At 49.2% G+C, this 23,371-nt stretch carries 20 protein-coding genes; 7 read left to right on the forward strand and 13 right to left on the reverse strand.

The genetic code is table 11. The features are described from left to right. Positions 1–41: 41 nt before the first annotated feature. From ACZZZU_RS23950 to ACZZZU_RS23975, 6 genes are all read right to left on the reverse strand, one after another. Positions 42–2,423, reverse strand: a complete 2,382-nt coding sequence (locus ACZZZU_RS23950; protein WP_463552054.1) for a P-loop ATPase, Sll1717 family — start codon at positions 2,421–2,423, stop codon at positions 42–44. A gap of 248 nt (positions 2,424–2,671) precedes the next feature. Further along, on the reverse strand, positions 2,672–4,627 hold the full coding sequence (locus ACZZZU_RS23955) for a TniQ family protein (protein ID WP_463552055.1): 1,956 nt from the start codon (positions 4,625–4,627) through the stop codon (positions 2,672–2,674). After that, positions 4,624–5,577 carry a TniB family NTP-binding protein gene (locus tag ACZZZU_RS23960; protein ID WP_463552056.1) on the reverse strand — a complete coding sequence of 318 codons (954 nt, stop codon included), beginning with the start codon at positions 5,575–5,577 and terminating at the stop codon, positions 4,624–4,626. The genes ACZZZU_RS23955 and ACZZZU_RS23960 overlap by 4 nt, the downstream gene beginning before the upstream one ends. Further along, positions 5,574–7,502 carry a hypothetical protein gene (locus tag ACZZZU_RS23965; protein ID WP_463552057.1) on the reverse strand — a complete coding sequence of 643 codons (1,929 nt, stop codon included), beginning with the start codon at positions 7,500–7,502 and terminating at the stop codon, positions 5,574–5,576. Before ACZZZU_RS23965 ends, ACZZZU_RS23960 begins: the two co-directional genes overlap by 4 nt. Positions 7,503–7,505: 3 nt before the next feature. Further along, the gene (locus tag ACZZZU_RS23970) at positions 7,506–8,156 is read right to left on the reverse strand and encodes a Tn7 transposase TnsA N-terminal domain-containing protein (protein WP_463552058.1); all 651 of its coding nucleotides are present in this window, start codon (positions 8,154–8,156) and stop codon (positions 7,506–7,508) included. 695 nt (positions 8,157–8,851) lie between these two features. Beyond that, positions 8,852–9,169, reverse strand: a complete 318-nt coding sequence (locus ACZZZU_RS23975; protein WP_463552059.1) for a hypothetical protein — start codon at positions 9,167–9,169, stop codon at positions 8,852–8,854. Between the two features lie 119 nt (positions 9,170–9,288). On the opposite strand from ACZZZU_RS23975, the gene ACZZZU_RS23980 reads away from it, so the two are divergent. The 6 genes from ACZZZU_RS23980 to ACZZZU_RS24005 all read left to right on the forward strand — a co-directional run bounded on the left by ACZZZU_RS23980 (position 9,289) and on the right by ACZZZU_RS24005 (position 12,612). Continuing rightward, positions 9,289–9,636, forward strand: a complete 348-nt coding sequence (locus ACZZZU_RS23980) for a hypothetical protein (protein WP_463552060.1) — start codon at positions 9,289–9,291, stop codon at positions 9,634–9,636. Positions 9,637–9,730: 94 nt separating this feature from the next. Then, a complete protein-coding gene (locus tag ACZZZU_RS23985) occupies positions 9,731–10,012 on the forward strand; it encodes a hypothetical protein (RefSeq protein ID WP_463552061.1) in 282 nt (93 codons plus the stop codon). Positions 10,013–10,054: 42 nt separating this feature from the next. Next, positions 10,055–10,279 (forward strand): hypothetical protein, encoded by a 225-nt coding sequence (locus tag ACZZZU_RS23990; protein ID WP_463552062.1) that lies wholly within the window; start codon positions 10,055–10,057, stop codon positions 10,277–10,279. Positions 10,280–10,353: 74 nt separating this feature from the next. Then, positions 10,354–10,968: an antitoxin Xre/MbcA/ParS toxin-binding domain-containing protein gene (locus ACZZZU_RS23995; protein WP_463552063.1), complete on the forward strand. Its 615-nt coding sequence runs from the start codon at positions 10,354–10,356 to the stop codon at positions 10,966–10,968. A gap of 61 nt (positions 10,969–11,029) precedes the next feature. After that, complete coding sequence (locus ACZZZU_RS24000; protein ID WP_463552182.1) at positions 11,030–11,263, forward strand: type II toxin-antitoxin system Phd/YefM family antitoxin; 234 nt, start codon at positions 11,030–11,032, stop codon at positions 11,261–11,263. 182 nt (positions 11,264–11,445) lie between these two features. Continuing rightward, on the forward strand, positions 11,446–12,612 hold the full coding sequence (locus tag ACZZZU_RS24005) for a hypothetical protein (protein ID WP_463552064.1): 1,167 nt from the start codon (positions 11,446–11,448) through the stop codon (positions 12,610–12,612). Positions 12,613–12,774: 162 nt separating this feature from the next. On the opposite strand, the gene ACZZZU_RS24010 is transcribed toward ACZZZU_RS24005, so the two are convergent. Together ACZZZU_RS24010 and ACZZZU_RS24015 are read right to left on the reverse strand one after the other, a co-directional pair. Then, positions 12,775–13,569, reverse strand: coding sequence for an NYN domain-containing protein (locus tag ACZZZU_RS24010; protein ID WP_463552065.1), 795 nt, complete (start codon positions 13,567–13,569; stop codon positions 12,775–12,777). 43 nt (positions 13,570–13,612) lie between these two features. Beyond that, entirely contained in the window at positions 13,613–15,574 is a 1,962-nt protein-coding gene (locus ACZZZU_RS24015; protein WP_463552066.1) for a hypothetical protein, read from the reverse strand. 561 nt (positions 15,575–16,135) lie between these two features. Here ACZZZU_RS24015 and ACZZZU_RS24020 point away from each other — a divergent pair. Continuing rightward, positions 16,136–18,415 carry an ATP-dependent helicase gene (locus ACZZZU_RS24020; protein ID WP_463552067.1) on the forward strand — a complete coding sequence of 760 codons (2,280 nt, stop codon included), beginning with the start codon at positions 16,136–16,138 and terminating at the stop codon, positions 18,413–18,415. 305 nt (positions 18,416–18,720) lie between these two features. Here the strand turns inward: ACZZZU_RS24020 and ACZZZU_RS24025 are convergent, their stop codons facing one another. Genes ACZZZU_RS24025 through yhhA form a run of 5 tightly spaced genes read right to left on the reverse strand, consistent with a single transcriptional unit; the run spans position 18,721 to position 23,066 of the window. Next, the gene (locus ACZZZU_RS24025; RefSeq protein WP_463552068.1) at positions 18,721–19,308 is read right to left on the reverse strand and encodes a hypothetical protein; all 588 of its coding nucleotides are present in this window, start codon (positions 19,306–19,308) and stop codon (positions 18,721–18,723) included. 4 nt (positions 19,309–19,312) lie between these two features. Next, positions 19,313–19,735 (reverse strand): hypothetical protein, encoded by a 423-nt coding sequence (locus ACZZZU_RS24030; protein WP_463552069.1) that lies wholly within the window; start codon positions 19,733–19,735, stop codon positions 19,313–19,315. After that, on the reverse strand, positions 19,732–20,751 hold the full coding sequence (locus ACZZZU_RS24035; protein ID WP_463552070.1) for a hypothetical protein: 1,020 nt from the start codon (positions 20,749–20,751) through the stop codon (positions 19,732–19,734). The genes ACZZZU_RS24030 and ACZZZU_RS24035 overlap by 4 nt, the downstream gene beginning before the upstream one ends. Then, on the reverse strand, positions 20,741–22,876 hold the full coding sequence (gene yhhB, locus ACZZZU_RS24040) for a cyclophane-forming radical SAM/SPASM peptide maturase YhhB (protein ID WP_463552071.1): 2,136 nt from the start codon (positions 22,874–22,876) through the stop codon (positions 20,741–20,743). The genes ACZZZU_RS24035 and yhhB overlap by 11 nt, the downstream gene beginning before the upstream one ends. Before the next feature lie 4 nt (positions 22,877–22,880). Then, entirely contained in the window at positions 22,881–23,066 is a 186-nt protein-coding gene (yhhA, locus tag ACZZZU_RS24045) for a YhhA family cyclophane-containing RiPP (protein ID WP_463552072.1), read from the reverse strand. Positions 23,067–23,371: the final 305 nt, after the last annotated feature.

Below are 23,371 nucleotides of genomic sequence, written 5' to 3' on the forward strand. Positions count from 1 at the left end.
ATTTTTTTTGCTTTCATTAGGTTAGTATTTGCGTTTATAACTTACTGTTCAATCATTAATGATGGCCAAAATGCTGGGTTTATGATGTAGAAAGGCTCTTTTGTTTTCTTTATTATGCCGCTTAGCAACTGCATGCTGTAGTTGAAGTCGTATATGTATTTTGGATCGTTACCTATTTCTATGCCGATAAAACCGTACCAGAGTAGTAACTCGATTATGTTTTCAATGGATTCTGCTTCAAGTCCGAAATCCAGTAGGGTGGCGATTATTTCGCCTTTGGTCAGTTTGCTCTTGCAGCTAATGAACGCATACAAAATGTCATTTCCATTATTCGCGATATCATTTATTTCATAGCCGATGTCTGCAAGCAGGTCAGTTGAATAAGCTGTTAGACCTTTTTCAATGTCTTCAATAAGGATTTTTTCGTGGTTTAAGTTTATTGCAAAGCTTTTGCATTGGTTTAGTAGGTTGAGGAGGAATCTAGGCCGCATTAGGCTTCGATCTATTAGATATTGTGAGCTTTCCTCTCCGTTGTAATGGCTCGCGCAAATTCTAGGCCAGATCACGTTAAAGTGTTCATCTGTGTTTCCGTTGTTTGCGACTATCCGTAGCCTCACCAATTCTCTTAATAGGTCGGGATCTGTCCAGTCAAGAAGAACTTTTGCTTCTTTCCCTCTGTCTGAAGTTTCTTTAACTAAAAGTTCGTAAACATCATTCCGCAAAAATACGATGCTATTTACGTTTATTTTTGCTCTGTCAAATTGTCGCTCGATTTTTCGAGTTGCATCGATTAAAGCTCTTACGATTAGCATGTCCTCATGTGTTAATCCCGAGGTAGGCCAGCCTTTGTCAATGTTGTCAAATAAAAGCCAGAGAGTTCCTTTGTTTTTCATGTATTCAATAACATGTTCGGAAAGTTCTCTCACGTTATGGCTGTACAGCATTTGGGTGAGCTGTGGGACGGAAAGCCGAACTTTGGTTTCTTGTCCATACTTGGAAGAGTATTCGGTGGTGATTTTCTCCATCAGAATGCTCATTCGTTCAGAGAAGTCACCTTCGGTTACGTATTCGTCCGCATGGTATAGATCATTTAACTTTCGATAGCTATCGTAGATACTGTGGTCGTGAATATGTCTTTCACGGTCTTTCTCTAGAATTTTATAGCAAATTTCAAGTAGTAGGATGTATTCCCAAAACGCCATTATGGTGTGCTGGAATGTGCCTTCCTCTAGGAAATCGAGTATTAGTTCCTTGAATTTTATGAGCTTATAACCGTCCGGCTTGAGGTCCAGCACAATGTTGTTACTTTTGTTTCTTTCTCGGTCTCTTATTTGCAAAAATATGGCAGATTTACCGGAGCCTTTTCGACCAACGACTATGTTGGCCTCTCCTCTAAGCGATTTGAGAAATTGGTCGGTGGTAAGATAATATTTCTGAAGAGTCCGCATTTCGTTTTCCGCGGAAGTTGCACCAAGATCAAGTTTTTGTAGATAGCTTTGAGGTGATATTATTTTCAAGTCCGAACTTTGTTGGAATGCTTCGGCTACTTGCCCGGCAAAGTCTGCGATATGTTCGTTCACTTCATTGGGGTGTCTCGTAGAGTGAACAAAGTCTCTATAATCCAGAGGTACGGGCTCTTCTCCGTTCTGCAATATGCAAAGGGCAATATTCATTCCATCGGCCAGTCCAGCCAAGAATGCACCGCGCATATTGTGAACTTCAGACCCCTCTGCTGAGGACGCGATTAAAGGCACAACAACGCCGTATGATTCTGAGATTTGTTTGATGGCGTCGTTCGCGGAAAGCCTAGGTTGTTCGTTGGGGTCGAATGATCTAAAAATATACTTCGCTTTCTTAATTCTAGAAACTATTCTAGATGCCCAGTCAGTTTTATATCTACCTTCGAGTAGATACACAGGGGCACTTGCATTTTTCTTTGTTGGAAGCTCTAAAGGATCTTTGGTTTGTGCTTCATTGATGTATGCTCCTAGCTCTTTTGAGTTTTGATAGTTTTTATATCCTAGTGTGTCGAATATGCCGACCTCGTTTATCGTTGGAGGTTTCTCTCGAAAGCTCGAATTTCTTGTCAGTAGAATTCGCTTTCCTCTTCCGATCGCATATCCGATTTCGTAAGTTACGTTGAAGTTTAGGACGGTAATGTCTGCAAGCAAAAAATCTGCGGCTTCTATACCAGCTATTACCTGTTGTGCGATGAAGTGACCTATTATGTCCAGCGATGTCCAGGATTTTATTTTAATGCTTTGGTCTTTGTTATTTGCTATGGATATCGCTTCTTCAATAGTGTCCCCTACTTCTTTAGGCGATGCTGCATAAGCAAAAAAGCCAGACTTTATATCTTCCATAATGAGGCCCTTGAAATCTAGAAAAAAGCCCCGCACTAGGCGGGGCTTTTTTAGCTTCATCCCCAACATCCATGGCAGGTGTTGGGTGAACATACTCTGATGTTAGCCGCTCAATTTCATTAAGCCGTGAAATCGGAGGCCCGAATGACTAGGCCTGTAGAGGGTCTTGTCACTTAGTCTGAAATTTTGTTTTCGTTAATTCCTGAATTTATTAACTTTTTTCGCACTAATTTCTGAAACGGTTTTTTGACTTTTAAAATGTGAATTTCCAGTAGCAGGACGCTACTGGTTTTTACGAGGGCGAGGTCTTAATTTAGTGCGTCGACGTCATGTCGATGAAGAAGGCGAACGGTTGAAACGTATCCAAAATCACGAGGCCTCAAAGGACTAATTTTTTTCAAACGTACTAGGTTGGCGGCATGCCCATTTGAGGCGCCAAAGAATTCATCGGCTTCGCAAAAAGTCATGAATAGCTTCCGATGGTGCTTGCACCGTTCCATGTCCTCTATGGGTATAAGTGTCCTGCTGCCAAAGCGAACGTACGATAGAAAATTGCTTTGAATAAATCGCCTCGAAAAGGTTTGTGGTGCCATGCCGAGCAGGGCTGAAAGTTCCTTCAGCGAAGCCATTTTCTTAAGCCGAGTTTCGGCATCGGCCACTGAGTCGTTGGTGAAATGACGGCCACTTTTAGACGTTTGCGCTCTGGTGATGAATCCCAGTTGCTCCAAGTGCTTCAAGTCGTGAAGAACGACCCCAAGTTTTCGCGCGGCGTTCGAACTCGATGTAGATTCGTCCGCCGAGGGGGCGAGACAAGCTTTCCGTCGCCTGCCGGCTTTCGATTTGTAGTGCGTCAGATTTCGTAGCGATTCTCGAACCTGGATATCGATGTCTGATCTGCGGTAGATAGTCACAAGACCCCCATCTACTGCGGGACCTGAAACGGGGATGACTTCAAGGTGAAGTAGCTTCGCTGAAAGAGTCGTTCTTGGAAGATCGAGATCTGAAGAAAGCTGACCCACGAACACGAAGTTCTCCGAGAACCCCTTAATCGCATCCACATGAAGCAAAGTTCTGCCATTCGGACCTATAACTGCACCCGGATGGAAAAGGCCGAGCGAGCACGCACTGCGAACCGCTTCCGAATACACACCCAGAGTAATCGCGGCCTCTTGGAGGGTGAGGTAAGAGCTGGAGTCTTGGTCCGAAAACCGGCTAATAGCTACAGCACTTGATGGAGAGGCAGATTCCTTAGACGATTCACGCAGCTTGCAGAGCTTCTTTGCAGAGTACTTCCAGCGAGTTTCATCACCTTTTTCGCGCTGAATCAGATCCCGAGTCAGAAGCGAACGGAGCTTGGTCGGCGAAATTTTTAGGGCTGAAATAATTTCTTCCTGATAAAGCTCAAGCGCAGAGCACCTGCACGCTGCATGCTCGTCTGGCTCGTCTGGCTTGTCTACTTCGGAATGAACCAAGTGTTGGATTTTTAGGCTGATCCACTGATCTTGAGAGACCAACCACGGCGCCAGCAGCGGACGGAGGGAGAGGCATGGATACTGCTGCTTGTAGGTCTGGACCAAATCTTCGAATATTTTTTCGTCACGCTCAGCGATAAGAGCGGCTTGGTCTAGGATGTCCGAAGTTCGGTCCGGATGGCGTTTGTAGCGGAGCGCCCGCAGTGAAAAAATGAATCGGTCCAACGCTTGCTGATCTTTCGTTCTGAAGATGTGGAGCAGCCGATGCGAGCTTTCGGAGTACGCGAAGGTTTTTGGCGTTTTGGTCAAATCAAACCCACACATGCAATGGGTACCTGATAGCTGAGTCCAACGAATTTTCCGGTCACATGCGGGGCACGCCGGCTCTAGTCTGCAATCGTGCTCGGGGCAGCTGGTTAGCCAACAGAGGTCCGTCACTGATGAATGGGTGCCTGCCTTAATGCAGTCCGGACAAAAGCTGAACGCATCCGTTCGGATGTATGCAGCGGGCACGACCAATCCCCTCATCTCTACTGGGCTTTCGCTTGTACGTCCGAGCTGGGTGTAAAAACTTGCGTGGAACCGGTGGCCATTAAGGTACTCATGTCCTGCCAGTTTGGTGACAAGTTTCGAATGCTTCATTTGCCAAGCGAAAGGTTGAAGCGATTCCTTTGCCCCAAAGGCTCTTGCCATGGCAGACACTGAGCCGAACCCATTTGCGAAAGCCGTACGAATCAGCACGCTTCGAGGGCTTTCTTCTTGAAGTGAGTGAGCGAGGTGAAAAATATTCATTTAGCCTGCGCTCCGGAGATCAACTTATTGAGCGATTCATTGCTCAGTCGGAAGGCATTTTTCTTGTAGTAAGCGGTCGAGATAATAGAAAGGTCAGTGGCATCGATTAGATCGCGTAGACCGAAAGTTCCGTCGTTACGGACCAAGGCGATCCTGAAGGCGTCGTTGAGGATGTGGCGCATTCCACTCATGTTCCCGCCGGTTGCAAGATACATCGCCTTAAGCGGCTGCTCCGTATTCACCATCAAGCAATCATCGAATTCGCCGATACGCTTGATCGCCGCACTTAGTCCGCGCAAGGTTTTGCTGTAAGTTGACGCAGGATCTAGAGCAGAGTACGAAAAGTGGTTCATCGTATGGCGATAGGTGTATCTGCGGGACAGCTGCGGATTTGCATTGATGATTTCTTCGCACTGGGGGACGCCCACAACGACAACGGGGATCAGCGTCTCGTTCAGCAGTGTCCTCAACCAGTCGCACACTTGTCGGCGAGACTTCTCCGCGCCCTTCGCTAGAAGCTTGTCAAACTCGTCGAGAGCGATAACCTGGGTCTGGCAGGTTTTAAGCAAAGTGACTAGACGTTTGAAAAGGGTCGCGCTATCGCCAGATAGATTGCTCGCTCCCAGTTCCTGCAACATGTTGATCGTCAGGCTCTTGATGGTGTCAACAGACAGCAGTGAGCAGTAAATGGATGGGATGATTTCGGTTGTTCCGGCATCTGTCGTGACAATCTTGTTCTGCCCAAAATGACTCATGGCGATCTTCGCCACTGTCGATTTTCCCGTACCTGGTTCGCCAGTCACCAGTGCCGAGGCCGGCTCTCCCCGCATCTTAGTAGCCTCAACGGCGCGAAAGATGCTTTCAACTGCATCGGTATACTCAGGGTGACCAATAATTACTGAGGAAAATTCTTTGCACTTTGTTGTGATTTCGTGGATTCGGCTGCTCATGAATCTTTACTCGGTAGTTGGTAGGTTTCGTAATCGTCGCTGACGTCGTCAATTGCCTGGTTAATAAGTCCAAAATCGATTTCCTCTGGAAGTTGATTGTCTTCGCCAATGTAGGACGTGGGAGCTATCTCACCGATGGGCGATGTGATGGCTTGGCTCTGTTGATTTTGGATATCGTGAAGGTGGGCACGTTTACGCCGCGCGTTCTTCGTCCTGAACTCACTCAGCTGATTAAAGATGCGAAGCAACGTCTGCCGCGCCTCTTCTCCGGTGAAAAATTTCCCATCTTCCTTTAGCTTTTGCTGAACCAACTCGTGCTCGTACATCGACAGGCCGTACTGGTATTGGTCCGTCGCATCTACCTGATGAAAAACCTCGGTGAAAGGATCACGCACATAGGCAACACCCAGATCGGTCCGGTCATACAGCACCTCTACTTTTTGACCTACCTTCAATTTGCCTTGAATCATTGATACGGCGGTACCGCTCCACGCCAGATTTTTGAACCGAAGGCGGCCGCGATTAATGGTGCAGAAGTGTGTCGCCATGCAGATAAAGCGTACGTCGTTCTCGGTAAATACCCTGGGTGGATTCATGGGGTCCAACTTACGTTTCCACAGTTCGTTAGAGGGTATGTGGCGGTCGCCGTGCGCGACTTTGTTGTAGTAGTTTTGAATCCAGTCCTCGACCACACCGCGCAACTCATTCAGCGTCATTACCGCCTCGCCCTCGGAGTCGTAATCACCTCGCATCGCCGGATTCGACTTAGTAGTCCCATCCATTCCATGAATAAGTTGCTGGTTCAAAGTCTTGAAGAACGACTCGACGAATGGCTTCTGATTGGGTTCACCTCCGGTGCAAAAGCGGACGGTAAAGCCCAGGCGGTTAGCGATAGATAGAAACGATGAGTTGTAAAACTCAGCGCCGTTGTCCACCACCAGCTCTTCCATGAGTCCGGCAGGGCTTCCGTCGTCGCGCTTTGTCAGGGCATGACGCAGCGCACTGGCGGTTTTTTCGAAACACGGGGGAGTAAAAGAAAGGCACCAGCCAATCACTGAACTTGTGAGCACCTCGATCAGAACAGTGAGGTAAGGACGAGATACATAGACGCCATCTACTCCGACTACTTGGACGTCGACTTCCTGTGTATCTGCTTCTACCCGGGCGAGAAGCCTGTCAGGACAATGGATCCCTTTCCCGAAACCGTGTGTTTTGGCTGCGGCGCGTCGACCATGTCGGGCGACAGCCACGTCGTAGCTATTAAGCGCTTTCAGCGCACGGTAAAAAGTCGATGCGGAAGGGATATCTAGCTTGCAGACGGACTGGCGATTCAATTCTTCAAGGTGCGCCACGTACCATTTGTAGATCATGCTGCCCGGGGGGCAGGTGCTCTTCAGGTACTCATTGCGGATGTAGTCTTGCATCACCGCGAGCGACTCCTGGCACAGGCGTTTTGCTCGGAGCCTCTTACCTGTTGAAGCGTCCATTAGTGCAAAGATGTTTTGACCGTTACTCAAAAAGCGTTTTGAGAGCATGTAAATCTTTGTGTATTTTGGCGGTTTCGTATCTCCCAATTCGGCCGCCAACTTCTCTACCGCAGCTACGGTTTTTTCACGCGGGAGGGCCCCATGGAACATCTCCAGGAGTCTTTTTACGTAGTAAACATCCCGGTCCAGCTTGAGCAATGTGGCGGGCGCCGCCCTTACCAATTCCAGCGCTTTGCGTTCATCAATCAGTGCGTTAGAAATAGGGATCAAACGGCCCTGGCGTAGCAGCAGATCCACTTCTGCCTCGGGTAGATATATTGGGCCCTTGTGAATGACACCGCGCATAAAAACGCATCCATGATCGATGCTAATGACATCGACCAGATCACCATTCAGTTCGTAACGGCCGCCGGGCATCACTTCGTGTTTCCGAAGCATGATTTACTCCCAGAACACGTGGCTGTTGATCGAAATGGGCTTTGTCCAATCACAACGCAGCTCCAGCTCGAAGAGCGCCGCTGACAACGATGCGGGCGAAGGCGGAGCGGGCAGATTCAGAAGATCGCGAATTCTCATAGGGGACTTCAGCTGGCTGAGCTGATCGCGCAGGTAAGCTCGCTCCAGAGGTGTTGCACCACGTGCCTGGCTGTATGTCTTGATCAGGTTGTCCAGCCGTGGCTGCTGGCGAATTTGGTCGTCGGTAAACAGCGCAAAATGGTCACCACGGTCGCGAAGGAATTTGCGCGCAGCGCGATACAAGGCCAGGTACTTGGGCTTGCGGTATACGTTCTCAGGTTTGACTTCGACAAACTTCCTCGAACCGTTTGCATAGCGAAGTTCAAAATCAGGGGTATATTTGTGGGACTTCTTACCAACTTTTAGTTCAAGGCATTCGGGCTGTTCACGGTAACTAACAACGTTCTTGTCTTGCTCCCAATAGAAACATGCGTCTGCTTCAAGACGAACTTCGCAAACTATCTGCAATCCATTTTTTTTCGAGGGAAAGAATGTCGTTTGTTTTCCGAATTTGCTTCGCTTGATGTTTCGTACAGGCGCAGGGGTGCCGCCGTTTTGGTTTCGGAGTTTTTTCATGATGTTTGCTCGCGTAGAGTGGGTCAGAGATTGGTAGCCGATTTTCGGCTTGTCAATTGGGTCACTGGCGTAATTGGCGTAACATCATGAAGTCCCCTTGGTTTAAGCGTTTGCTATATTGACAGTTTTGCGCTCAATGCAAGTTAATCAATAACTTAGGCTTGCACTTTCTTTGTTGTTCCATAGGGAATTTCCAGTTTCTAATTCCGACGAGCGGACACGCAAAAGCGCTTCAGCTCATTCGTGCTGATTGGAAGTTAGAAAGTTTGGATAATAGAGAACGGCCGAAAGCGACCGATCTTCCCTAATGGAAAATCAGAAGAGGCGTAATAAGGAGAGGGGGGAGAGGCAGAGTTGTTGCATGTGAACCTTCGCATGGCAGGTCGAATTAACCTGATGCCTGCGGACGTTAACAATTCTTTTCCGAAAAGTCAATAGCCAAGTTGCTGTCAGGTTAACTTGGCTTGAGGTGGGATGGCCGGTCTGCCTTCCCGTGAAGCGGCTACAAAGCCCGTGCTCAGAGCGTTTGGTGTCCTGCTGGGGCGGCATCGGTCCGTTTTCAGACAGTTCGCTTGCCCGCAAGTCGTTTGAAAACTGCTCACCGTTTCGCGCGTTAATGACAAACAACATAATGAATGCCGTCTCGCCACTTTTTTATCCACTTGGGTATTGACACCAAATTATGGTGGGCTAGGTTAGTTGCCTATATCGGCATATCCGAAGTTTTTCGAGCGAACACTGCGAGGGCGGTTCGGCGCGCCCGACGTCTGCGCTTCGACTGTTTTATCAATTCCAGAGGTGTTTACTTCGCAGGCCGCGATCAGGGTCGCCGGTGTTTTACGCACGGGCAAGTGGCGTGTAGTTAGCGGCTTCGCTACTCGGGACGGCGTGATGAACACTTGTGATGAGATCCTGTGTAACTTTTCGATGGTCATGCAGGGTTTTACACACTTTCGGAAAGTTTCTTTTTCTTGTTTCAGTAGTCGTTGGTGGCAGTGCAAGGCGTCGCGCATTTTATGGTGTTTATCCTGATTTTCTTTGAAAACCGACGTTGTTAATAGAATAGGTTGGTTTTCTGAGTTTGGGCGTCGAGCTGTTTTTTTGTGGTTGAACTTTAGAAGAGTGCCGCATTGTGATCAGCCCGTATAAAGCAGTTCTGCTCGTCAAAGCCATGACAGAGGAATACCCCGACTACGTGCTAACCGGATATCTCATGGATGTCAGCATTCACGACTATTGCGCTACCGGGCGCATTTACAAACATGCTGAATACCCGCAAGGCGGGCTGATGCTGACCGAAAACATCAGCAAGGTGACCGAGTTCGATACCCGTCCCAGGCGGTACCTGATTGAAACGGCCGATGGTGAGCGGTTGTTGATAGTGAATTTCCATTCCTGGGGCGGGCGTCAATCGATGGAGATTTTGACAGACCGGTTCACCAGCGCCGCTCTGACGGGATCGCGGTACTGCGTGCAGTGAGGGAGAGTCGAACGCGGTGCGCATAACACCGTTTCAGTAAAAAGCCGCTCGAACCGTTGCCGAACCGCTGACTTACCGTCACCGAGAGGACGCCATGAACAAATCAGCTATCGAGATTTTTTGCGCAGTGTGCGGTACGCACACGCGTGTCGCCGAGTATGGCCAGCAATACGGCACTTTGGAGGCGCTCTGGGGGTTTGGCTCACAACATGACGGCGAGCGCTATCGCGTTCATCTCTGCGAAACATGTTTTTTCGGAACGCTCGCTTATCTGCGGCAAGAGCGCCGCGGCGCCACGATGTTTGCTGACGCTCCGCCAACAGATGAACAAGTGTTTGGTCGCGTGGCGGCAGATGATTTTTGGGGTGAGTCGTGACTCACCTCGGTGACAGGACGGTTGACTAAGAGGAAGCGGAATATGGGCCATGACGATGACCAGGAGCTGGAACCTAGAACGGTGTTGCTTGAGCGGCGGGATGAATCATGGCGCTATGAGCCATCTGCAATTGAGCAGAAACAACTGAAACGGGCGTTTTCCCATCCCTACAACGAGCCGGTGACGGCGTTTCTCACGCAGGTGCAGTTCATCGCCGCGTCCTGCGTTGGGGGGGGGGCATCGACATGTCAGAGCGGACTGGCATGAGTTTTTGCAGTTGCACGACGCTGGCATTCACCGCACGCCCCATCGTCATCACTAAGCCCCAGGAGTTAGCACCTATGCACAAACAGCTTGATGCGCTGCTGTGTCAGCGATACCCCTCGATTTTTTCAGACGATTCCTCGGACGCGCAGCCGTTGTTCGGCTTTGAGTGCGGTGACGGTTGGTTCCCCCTGATCGATGCGACGTGTGAGTTGATCCAGCGCCATATCGAAAAGACGGGCGCTCAGCAGCTCGTTGCGACGCAGGTAAAAGAAAAATTTGGTGGGCTGCGTTTTTACTACCGGAACGGCAGCGATCACGCGTTTACAGTTACGAGACTAGTCGACTCGCTTTCAGAGCACCTCTGCGAACTTTGCGGACGGCTGGGTAATGGCGTCGCGCTCTCCGGCTGGATGCAGACACGTTGCCCTGAACATGCGAAGGCCGCTGTTTATGAGGAGCCGGTTCTAGCTGTGGTGAGAGAGTGCGTTTTGCTCGCTCCTCCGATGGGGGAGGTGTTGGGCGCAGCGCTTGAGTTCTTTGACCTGGATAGCGGGGCTGCTGCTCGCTGGTTGACTCATCCGGTTTTGGCGTTGGGAAACATCGCTCCGCTGGCCCTATTAGGAGCTGTCGAAGGGCAGCAGCAGGTGCTGACGCTAATCGAGCGTCTTGAGTACGGGGTTCTTTCGTAGTGCCAAGATGGCGGGTGCCAGCTTTATACAACCGCTGAGTGCAGAGAGCGCCCCGTTACTAATGCTGACGGCAAAGAAAGCTCGTTCGAAGCTCAGTCGATTGATTAGCCAGCTGGCGGGGACACACCACCCCATATTGATTTTGGGGCGCAGAAAAAATGCGGTTTTGGTGTCGCTGGATGACTGGGCAGCTATCCAGGAAACGTTGTATTTGTTGCCTGTGCCCGGTATGCGTGAACCAGTCCAACTTGAGTTAGACGACACTCTTGGGACCACCTCGGACGATCCGAAATAGAGAGAACATTCATAATGGACGTTCGTAACTTCTGACGCAGCATGGTGGTCTTCAGCCTCGGGGGATGTCTGTCACATGCAGTTCAAGGCTGAGAAGTATGGCGATAGGACAGTGAAAAAATTCAGGCAGCCGTAGCAGAGCTATCTACGATTATTGGTTTTCCATCACAGCAGGAGCCGCTGATGAGAGAGCAATACGACCGGGCGCTACTGCTCAAGGAAGTGTGGTCTGAACCCATGACGACAGTAGCGCCACGCTATGGAGTGTCAGATGTGGGCTTGAAAAAGCTCTGTTCACGTCTGCAAATCCCCAGTCCGTCACGGGGATATTGGGCGAAACTCAAAGCAGGCAAGCGTGTAGAGCCCACTCCGAAACTGAGGAATTACACCGGGCCGGCCACGCATCTTTACAAGCCGTACGTCCCGCCGAGCAGTATTGCGAAACAGCCTCCACTGCCGCCCAAACCGATGGACCCTCGTCTCCAAACCATTTTGGATTTCGAAGCTAATCCCGTGAATCACATCGTGGTACCTGAGCGCTTGCGCGATCCGCATGCCCTCACGATCAAAACTCAGAAAGCGTTCAAAGAACCATTCAAAGATCAGCGCGACTTTCCACGAGCCCCCGGCGATGTCCTGGACATCCGAGTATCAGAGTCAATGCAAGCTCGTGCGTTACGGGTGGCTGACGCCCTGGTGAAAGCGTTGGACCAGCGAGGCTACACAGTCATTCCGGGGAAACAGTCGACCCACGTAGATATCTTGGGCATTCAAGTTAGCTTCGCATTTTTCGAGTCAGCCAAACGCACCCCCTACGTACCTACTGAAGCCGAGAAGAAGAAAGTCGCGAGGGATGAATGGGTTTGGATTCCAAAATGGCAGCATCACCCCAGTGGAAAGCTTCAGGTGAGCGCTGACAGTGGCTACGGTGGGGAGATCGTCGACGGCATTGAGGCTTTGGTGGAAGAACGACTCAATGAAGTCGTCTGCCAGATGGCGCGAAGGGCTGTGAGGTTCTTGGTCGAGCGCGAGGAAGCTGCTGTTGAGCGCGAGGAGCGGAGACGGAAGCGGGAGCTGGCTCTGGAGAAAAAGAAAATTCAGGACGCTGAGCGTAAACGCATGATGAGCATACTTCGAGAAGCAAAGCAGTGGCAGCGCGCGAGGTTGCTTCGAGAGTATCTCGATGCGAGAGAACGGTACTTTATCGAGAAAGGCGGAATAGCTCCGGAACTGGCTGAGGCGATTAGATGGGGGCGAGCAAAGGCTGACTGGTTGGATCCTCTAGTTTCCGCCAAGGATTCTCTTTTGGATGAGCTGATCGATATTCCCTATGCCGAATACTGGCGCTAGGTTGTTGAAAGCCAAGCTCAGCAATGGTCGAGTGGGCCATAGCGTGAGTTGGCCTTTTCCAGTTTGGCCAATTTCATGAAGAGCTGCATAAGCTTCTGACCTCAGTGCTCCGCCTTGCAGAGCGATTTGCAGAAGGTACTAGGAGCCTAAGCAGCAGTCCCGTTATACGGTGGGTATTGAGGATCGTCTTGTATATCGGACCTGAGGGTGATTGTTCACCCATTTCATCTCGAAAAGATCGATAGCTGCAAATAGCTCCACAAGCCTCGGATAACCATAGTTTCTAGCGTCAAACGACGCTTGGTTCCCGATACGGCTACCCACGGTGCTTAGGTTTGCCCAACCATCTTCATGCTCCGCGTACTCGACTGCGTTGCGCAACAGATTCATCAGTTTCGTGTCGCACTTCAGCTCTTTGCACGTTTTTTTCGCGAGAGAAGCTCTCTGACCAACATCTTCCGCGATCAAAAGCTTCTCGACCTGCGGGACTTGTATAAGCGACTGATCGCTAGTGACTGTAGGTTGATCGAAATACAGAAAGCGTGAGCAGGCGTTCACGAATGGCTCTGGTGCTTTCCGCTCACCGAAGCCAATGACTTGTTTACCTTCTGCCCTGAGGCGCATGACAAGCGGCGTGAAGTCGCAGTCGGAAGATACTAGGCAAAATACATCCACTGGTTTGTTGAACAGAACGTCCATCGCATCCACAGCCATTGCCATATCCGTGGCGTTTTTACCTTTAATTAAGTCGAACTGCTGAATGGGTTGTATCGCGTGCTCATGCAGCACCTTGCCCCACGCATCTAGCGTCGGATTCTTCCAGTTTCCATACGCTCGACGAATAGAGACAGCGCCAAAGGATGCTAGCTCGGCCAAAACATCTCCAATCTTCCGGCTCGGCGCGTTATCCGCATCAATGAAAACTGCGACATTCAGATTCTGAGGGTGACCCGCCATCTGGAACTCCTTGTGATTCTTCTTCCATAAAGGCTCTTGGTGCTCAGAAAAAACTTCTAAGCCACCACTCTGGGTTATCTCTCGTCATCGGTTGCTCGACTAAGGGAGATAGCTGGTCAATGACTTGCAGTGCCCTGTCTTTTTCTGGACCTAAATATGCCTCTTGCTCAAGCAGCCGCTTCAAGGATTGGAGCCATTGCCCTGAGGCCAGTATCGAAGCCCCAAATGGCGCGGAATACCAACTAAATTCTGCTCCTTCAATGTCACCCTCTTCAAGAATTAGGTAGTCAGCATCGTCATGAAAGTACTCGGTTGGGTTCGCTACTGAAAGTAGCGATTGCTGAGCCGTCTTGGACGCGCCGGCAATCTCCACTGCGGCTCGAAGCTCTAGGTACTTCCAGTGTTTTAAAGATAGGTTGGCACTGTTTTGCTCATGATCCAGTCCGGTCTGGTAGGGGCGGGAGTAGGTAGTGCCTTCGCTCAATGACTGGCCTTCGTGGGCAATGCGAATGCAGTGATCAAAATGGCGACGGACAAATGAGTGGTCGTAAGTCCTGCGTAGCAGGTTGCTTTTCAGAAGCAGAAACTCGGATTGTCGTTCCTTTCTCACTAGCTCTACGATCTGATCAAAGTGGGATCCTAGTTGCTCGCTACCGTTGGCAGCACAATGAGTGGTGAACGTCCTGAAAAGCGCATTTTGATGAACGATTGCGAGCAGTTCTTCTGGGCGCAGATAGCGAAGCTCACTAATGAATTGTTTATGGAGCAGTTCGTAGCCTTGAACGCCCAGAGTAAAAGTTAAATGCAGCAGCTTGAGCCTGATGAAGGAGCCCTGAGGCTCGAGGAACGACGTTTGGAAAAAGCCAAACCCTTCATGCTTTTCGACAAGCCCAACCCACTCTGAGCAAATTTTCTTCGCGACCTCAATCTCTAGCGCTGAGAGTCCATGAGCACTGGTGCCCCTGGGCCCCCACTTTTGATAAAAATAATACGTAGGTTGCCATTCAAATTCGGGAGCTAGTCCATTGATCGCATAGTTGCGCTGCAAATCGATGCCAGTCGAAGCACTGGTCCCTTCAGGCTGTACGAGTGAAAATAGCCAATCGATACACCAATTTCGGACAAGCTCGTAGTTCTCTCTGTAGCGATACCTGCGATGGATATTTTCTTTGTCGAGGGGCCAGTACAGCAGCGCGGGAAATACTACGGAGCGATGTCTTTCCAAAGCGGACATTATTCGGGACTCAGCCATGTCCTGCATTTCTTCGGCCCACCGCTCATGCGATGACATGGCGTCGGCGTTCTCTCGTTCCATTTGATAGCGCCCGGCCTCACGTTGGGCCGTCCGTTTTTCATCCATGCTTTGGATGGCGAGAAGCATCCAGGCCTCTGCATGCTGAGGATCTATTTCAACTGCTTGGCGAGCTGCTTGGTCCGCCTGCTCATAGAGGCCCAATCTATGTAGCGCCCAAGCTTTTTCGCTTAGCCGCCCAGGACTGAGTGTGGATAGTCGACCGTGTTCTTCGACCTTTTCCAGCAGTCGCACAGCTCTCAGTGCGTAAGGATCGTCTCTCCCTTTTTGTTCTCTTTCATCAATCTGAAGGCAGTCCTCCAAAGCCTGCTCTTCCAGCGAAGGCCTTTCGCGTAGCAGCGCCTCCAACGAGGTCAGCCGATTTGCCCAATAACCGTATGCAGAGATTTTTTTTTCAAGTCGTGCTTTTGCATTTTGGATTTCCTGCTCCAATTTTTTTGGAGGAACGCTCCCGTTTGCAAGGTCACACACGAAGTCTTGGCTGTTGAATACAGCGTCCAATGCCAGAAGATTTTTGATGAGGTTGTCGCACTCTTCAGAGCGTTTGAAGACTTGGGTGCCTTCGGGATCTACGCGATGTTTTTTCAACGGCTCCCTGTCGGCAAACTTGCTCAGCAAGCTACGGTCGTCCTCATTTCTGAACAACCGGCGCAATGTGCCTATCACGCCATTCGAATCTGGTTTTCTTGCCATATGTGGCTTCTCCTGGAAACCGGGAGACTCATCTCCCGGCGAGTATTTCACTTCCCTTTCTTGCCACCTTCACGGCTAGCCTTGTACGCGGGGTTGTTGGGATTCAGTTGGTTTGCATGATTGTTCGTGGACGAGCGATGCGCTGGGTTGTTCGGGTTCTTTTGGTTAGCAGGATGGTTGGGCTGGCTCATAGAGACGTACCTTTCTGATGGATTGAGTGGCCAGCGTAAAAGTGCACTCAGTGCAGAAAAGCGTTTTTACTGAAGCAGCAGAAGCAATGTCACAGAGGGTCACTGGCAAGAGTGCGTGACCGCTGTGGATATGGACATTCCTTCGTATCACCCCATATCGTGTGAGTATGGCTCTTTGAGATCATGCTGAAGATTCAAGACGACTTTGTCATTGGAATACTGTTCAAGACTAAGTAACGACCTTGAGATACCAACGTGGCGCCAGCTCAGACGTTAGGGATTCGAGCCCAGTACATGAACATGGCAGGTTGGAAGTCATCAGGTTTATCTGCCTCCACTAAAGAGGCGTAGCCCGCGCAGGACGTGACACTTGGCAGAAAAAACGTACACCGACGAGCAACTCCAGGTCATCGCGCACGAAGGAGGCCATGCTGTTGTCGCTGCGGTGGCAGGCTCCGGAAAAACCGAAACGATGGTCGGCCGCGTACGCCATCTTTTGCGTGATCACAGTCCGAATCAGATTGCGGTCGTCATGTTTAACCGCGATGCGCGGGAGTCGTTTCAGCGTCGCTTTGAACAGGCAGGTATTGGCACACCCCCAGAGATACGAACGTTCAATTCGATGGGGAATAAGATCGTCAACTACTTCGTGCAGCATGGGTTGTTGCCGAATGCGACGATTGTTGAAGCTGATTACCGCCGTACCAAGATTGCCAAAGATGCCTTCACGCGTGTCTTCAAAGGACTAAATGGGGAGGGTATGACACCTGAGAAGGACTTGATTGACGGGTTTGTCTCATTTCTCCTTTTGGTCAAGTCAGACGTTCTTAGTGCTGAGGAAATCTATGACCGCGGACGATACGGCCAGAACACCAAGGGCTATCCGGATGCGTTCCGTCTTTATGAGGAGGAGCGGAAACGCTTGAAGCTGCGGTTCTTCGAGGACCAACTTTACGACCCCGTCCGACTCATGCTTCGTAAACCAGAGACGCAACGGCTGGTAGCCAATAGAGTCGACCATCTAATCGTGGATGAGGCTCAGGATGTAAATCGCATTCAAATAGCGCTGCTGCGAATTTTAGCGGGCACCCGTGCCAAGGTAATGCTGGTTGGCGATGAGGATCAGGCTATCTATGAGTGGCGTGGGGCTGATCCGGATTACCTAACCCGAGGATTTGAGCGAGATTTCAGCGGGGCCACCCGCTACACGCTTCCCCATACGTTCCGATTCGGCCACACCCTCTCCCTGGCGGCCAGTTATAGCATCAGTAGAAACACCAACAGGAACGCCAAGATCAGTATCTCAGCGAAAGGTACTCCCAACACGCGTATTCACTGCTTGAGTTTGGCCCTTGGATTGTCGGGATTGGCCGATCATATTCGTGACCTGTTGTCTCCGGAAACTCCTCCGAGCGACATTGCGGTGCTGGTGCGTACCTACAGCATGAGCGTTTCTCTAGAGCTAGAGCTTCATCAGATGGGGCTGCCTTATTTTGTATATGGCCGCCCCCCCTTGAGCCGCATCGCTGAAATCAGCGCGCTGATAGGTGTACTCCAGCTCGCCAGCGGGCGTTGGAAGGACCTTGGTACAGATGAACTCAGTTTTACCCTGAAATGCCTACTACAGCGTCCTGGTTTATATCTGGACAGGTCGGCTGTTGATAAAGTTATCCAAGCGGTTATTGCCCAGCCGAATATGCTCTCACACGCTATTCGCTCCGCAATAACACCACAAACTAAACCTTTCCATGCGGATCAGATTCGTGATCGCGCGGATCTCTTAGAGATCATCGCAAACTGCACCGAGCCGCACGAGAAGGTCATCGATGTGCTAGAGCGATATCTGCAAGGTACTAGCTTTGCGAAGCAGATCGAGAAGCAGGCTCCGACGTTGGAGTCTGCACAGGCGATCCTTTCCAATGTTGAGGCTTTCAAGCGCATTGCGAGCAACCATCAAGGCTCCATCGCGTCATTTCTTGAGGACCTTGATCCTCTAATCGACTCATCGAAGATGGAGCCACCGCGCAAGCCGCACATATGGATCGGTTCAATACATAGGGCGAAAGGCGCTCAATGGCCAATCGTCTTTGTGCCGGGGCTGGTGACCGATGTCTTCCCCCGAGACAAACTGACTAATGCCGAAATTGAGGCTGAGCGTCGTCTTTTTTACGTGGCCACAACACGAGCATCGGACAAGCTTTTTCTGGCGCACCCCTACGAACAGGAATTTACAAACTCAACTCAAAGCGTTGAGTCGACCGTGCGACGTTCGGCGCTAAGTCCAGTATCACGTTTCGTTTGGGAGATGGATTTAGCGTTAAGCAGACACGCAGGATTGGCCGTCGAATCAGGAGGGCCATTTACTTCAGCAACGGTTGAGAGACCTCATATCGCGAATACCTATTTCAAACGTTTCTCCGAATCCACGGAGTGGTTTTATACGGCGTTTCCGGAGGCTCGGAAAGGTGAGGTGGCCAGCTTGTCCGATCCCAATGGGATGCCACCGGGAACGTTGATACGCCATGAAGTTTTTGGACCTGGTACTGTTGAACGGTGGGTTGATCAGCGCGTTGTGCGGATAGTATTTGATGGAGGCGATACTCGGATGCTTGTCGCTCAGCTGGCGCCCTTGACTGTTATTACTAACTGATCTCGGTTCAAGCCTCAAATTCAATACGTTCGGCTTCGAACGTTGCAGCTGTTACACAAGTCCTCCAGCTGAATTCATCCCAGTTAGGGCCTGGGGGGAGTACTGGATTGTTACGTGATGTTTGAGTGCTACCCCTAAATTTTCTAGTTTTAGGGGTGATTATTTACGTGTAATTGATCAGCGCGATGCTAGATTTGAGCGCAGGGTATGCACTTCTAATTCGCAGGAAAGTCGAAATTAAAATATTGAATTGATTATTGTCGAGGATTAGATAGGTGCACTGTTAAATAGCTAGATTTTAAATATTATTTTCTAGGGCGATGAAAAACAATTGCGACGTCTTCACAAATAGATCCATCGAACATTTTAATCTGATCAACTTTAAGTCGTTTCACGATGAAAGTGTCAAATCCGACAATATCTGGGACGTCGCCATCGCCAAAGTGGGGGTGGCATAGCACGCCGGTTGGGGCAAGCATTGACCTCAAGCGATCGGCTGTGCAGACGTTGGACTTGTAGTTCGTATTGTCGGGGCTGTAGTCGTAGGGATCGTAGAATATAAAGTCATAAGTTTCAGTAATTTCTGATTTAAGCCAATCTGCAAGATAGGCTTGTACGCTTGGGTGCCTGCTCGCGAATAATTCTAAATCTTTAAATATAGTTTCTTCAATTTCATATATGTCATGTTGCACAGGGGAGAAGTGAACTTGTATTAATCTTGCAGATATTCCTAGGCCGAAACCTATTTCTAAAACCTTGGCGGTATCTAAATATGAGAGCTTTGAAAAGATCTCACTGAAATATTTCTCTTCGGTCCGCGACATTACAACTTGACCATTCCAAATAAGAATGTCTTCAGTTTTCCGGTCAAATGTTAAGCGAATGGTCGTCATGATGCTAAGTCTCAACCAGCTGGGCCGGGCGACTCCAGCGCAAAATTTTTTGTTTATAGGAATAGGGTGTTTCGTCGACGAATCCGGCGTGCTGTGCTGATTTTATGGATGCGAAATTCGATTTTCGTATGTGAGCATAAATAGAGTGGTATTGGCTATTCTTGCAGGCAAGTGCATAGGCCACGCGGCCTATGCCGATATTGATATTTTTTGCATTCAAATATATCTGAATAGACGGATGTACACCGATTGGGGGCTGATCGATGAGGTTAATAAATACAGTGCCTACTCGTTTTTCGTTAACTTCAATCCGCCAGCACTCGCCTCCCGAGCCGCCGCCTCTGCCTGCGGTGCCTTTGGTTCTAATGAGGTTAATGTCATCCCCTGAAACAAGAGTTTTAGGTATTTTCGGCGTTGTAGGGGTCATTGAACCCCTGCCAAATTAAGACCTTCAAGGATTTTTGAAGATGAAAGTTGCCAGTGCTCAGCGGGAAAGAAACCAGGTGAAAATGCAATAACTACGTCTACAATTCTAGGGGCTATATTTGAATTAATTATAGTCTCTGTAAGCTTTTCGATCTCTTTTATGATGTGGTCATTAGAAGGGTCTAGTCTTGAAGGGTGTGTGCGCCAGTCACTATCTCCATCAAAGCGATTGTTGAAATAATCCATGTCAATGTGTAGAAATACAGGTCGCTTGTCATCGGGGTGTAAGTCCGAGAGCCAATCTTCCATGTTTGAACTGCTGCGGTAACATCCATTTCCAAAGGTTGCTCCTGCTGTTAGCGGAGAAATATCAATGCTGGGACGCTCGTGGCCGCGATGCAAAAAATTGTCTATCTTTGTGTTTAATGTTATTTTGTAATTCGAAGTTTTTGAGACCTTTGGAGGCTGGCACAAATGTCTCAACTCTGAATTTGGATATGCGTGGAGAAATGGAGTTATAAAACTTCCCATTCCCACAGCTCCCGACAATATTCCTGATTCCACTGAGTCGGGATTTTTAAGATCGAAAATTTCCCCGCTTATAGCATCTGTGAAATTATTATTTTTGATTAGCAATCTAGGTGAAGCTAAATCGCGATGATCATCGATGTGTAGTATTAGAAAATTGGAGTTTGAAAGTGGGTTTTTTTCGATCCACTGGCTCCAGCTATGCAGTGTCCAGGTGTCATAAAGAGTTTCTAAAATAATTCCTTTCCGTCTGCGTGCTTTAGCCATCATAGGCAGAGTAACGTCTTCGCCCCACCATTCTAGCCCTTCGTTGATTCTAGTATCTATATGTCGATCAGCTCCACCCGGCCAGTACAGCTCAAGCCTCCAGCCTTCTTCTGTGCGAGTGGCAGTTGCATCTTTGTCGCAGAAATATTCACGCAGAAAGGCATGTCTATCATGTGGCGAGGACGGAAGGCTGCTATGAGGAAGTACTATTTCATTTTTCACGGTGGAAGGCCCGCTCCAACGTATCTAGAAGTGCGATTCCGGTGTTAGATAACGGGCATTGTCTGAGAGTAGCGAACGCGGTGACTAAGCGTTCGTTAGTAATTTGGATTTGATTGTTTGCCCGTGATGCTAATCTGCTCGGGCCGCTTTGGATTATATATTTCCAATATCGACGTAGTTCAATAAATACAAAAACAGCATGCATTAACCCAGATGGGGGCCGAAGCTCCTCACGCCATGGGGAGGGAACCTTTTTGTAATAGGGTAAAACTGTTTGTGATAGCCGCTCTAACAAATAAAGCTTTTGATGACGGTGTTCGTGAATTATAGAGTCAGCCAGGTCGTATGAGTCGATAAAACGCTCCCCTTGGCGTATCGAAACATATAGTGCACCGGGTACAGAGTCATCACTAAAAGATATTATCTTGTCGGGGTCGGCTGTAGGGTCTTCGACGAACTGTATCGTCCGGCAAGATGCGCTGATTTCGGTATATAGTTTAGGGCGCCAAGCCTCGATGATTTTTAGTGCCTCCAATGCAACTTTTTTGGCGTCTGAAATGTCTTCTTCCGCAACGAATCTGATGGCGCTCCCAAAGGGGGCTTTAAGCCATTCATCTTTTACGCCAATCAAAAGCCCGCTTACAGGCTCTACAAGATGTACTGTTAAGTGATCTAGGTAATTTGAGCCTGGAAAAATTTGACTGCCATCTATCGCCAGAACAGGCCGTCCATTGAGGCCTTCTTCATAAGCTTTTGCCCAAGCGATCGTTCCAGGCCAACTGGCCATTCTCTCAATAACATTGTGTGGTCCATTGAGTAGTTTCGATGCTGACGCGCTCTCTTTATTATTCTGACGAGCAATGTGCTCCAGTACCGCCTTAAATTGAGCGGTAGATTTCAATGATGAGTCAGTGCACAGACTTTTCACGAGAGCTTCAGCATCCTCAGCAAGCTCATAGCTGTCTAAATTAAAATCGATGGCAGTATCTTCTGAGGGAGTGCTATTCAATAGGACTTCAAGGCGTGATTTTACGTGTGTAACCAACGAAAACATTTCATGACAATAAACGGTGGGATTGTTGAAACCGTTTTCACCGTATCGATGAGGCACTGACCCCCCCCCACAAATCTCTACAACCGAGCATTGCTGACACTTTGGGCACAGGCCGCTTTTTTGTAGCAGCGTTCGATGTGCTTTCAGTTGTTGCGAGTTCGCAATTTCTGATATGGACGTGTCTAAAACCGTTCCAGTAATCCTAGAAGCGCCTTCATGTGTGATTTTAAGGACGTCAAGGTCATGATATGAACCATCACTCTCAATAGTTATTAGGCTCACATCACCATATCCAAATGCATCAGTTCTTGACGGTAATCCTGATATTGAGTCAAGTAACGATTCAAATGTGCGAATTGCTAGGTTTGGGTAATGATCAAGCCAAGCATCGAAAGCTTGGATGAGCCAGTCTTGATAAAGTGCCGGTGCATTAGACCGCCCTGGAGGCTGTCGAAGGTGATTTGCATCAGGGAGCAAAAAATCTAGCTTTGGTACTTCTTGTTGGGAGAAGAACTCTAGCAGAGCTAATGGGGAGGTTTTAGTATCAATAACAGCTATGACGCCTGCAAATACCTTAGGTTTACTTTTCAATAGTTGCAATGCGGTCATAACTCTGTCGAAGCTAGACCGGCCTTTTCGCGTCGTTCGATGAAGGTCGTTGGCTTCCCGAGGCCCATCAAGGCTTAGAGATATGTCAATTGAAGCTTCTTCAAATAGCGCTATAGCTTCTTCGTCCAATAATAGGCCATTGGTTTGTATTCCGATGTCCAGAATAATATTGGTGCCTGCGTCTTCTCTTAATTTCGACGCATATTCAACGATCGCTCTTGCACCAATTAAAAGCGGCTCTCCACCATGAAAAACAACTACAGCTCTCTTTAAGCCTGATGATCTAAGATATAAGCCAAGTTTTTCAGAGAAGGCTCCTTGGTGGCTCTCACTCAAAAACCGTGGCATTGATCTCCAGCTCTGGTCGGCATGGTGATACATGTAGCAATAGTCACAATCAAGATTGCACCGAGATGCAATCTTGATTAGAAACGCTGTTAGTCTAACTGGGCTATTAATCACAAGCTTAGGAGCGGTTATGGCGGTGGTGCATACGGTCGAAGCTTGTAATAACTTCGCTTGGCTTGGTTTCAGTGAGAATACGCACTTTCAACCGCTGTAAGGCTGGATTCTCAACGGTTCCTCGAACTAAGGCTTCCCGCAACATTTGCTGCGAAGTTTCAGTGCTAGGAGCTTGGGTTTGCGTTGACATTGGCTTTCCTTGCGCTAAGTAGTGGCACCCTGATTCTATTGCGAACTGGCCGGCTCTGCCAGTCCTTGATTGGCGTCCCACGACCAAAAATTCTGAGAAAAATTTCTCCGAAAAACCGATATGTATTCACCTTGAAACCAGGCGCACTCTTGTGTCCAGCGGGTTTTGGCTCCTATGTGTCGAGGAGGCACGTCGGCCAGCGCATCTATCAGCTGGCCGATGGCAATAGGGTGCTGCTCGGACGGTCGTTGCCTCGCCGAGTCAACAGGGCGGTTTAGTAAGCACGAGCCAGTAACATTTTAGTT

It is taken from the genome of Pseudomonas sp. AC136 (assembly GCF_979258585.1).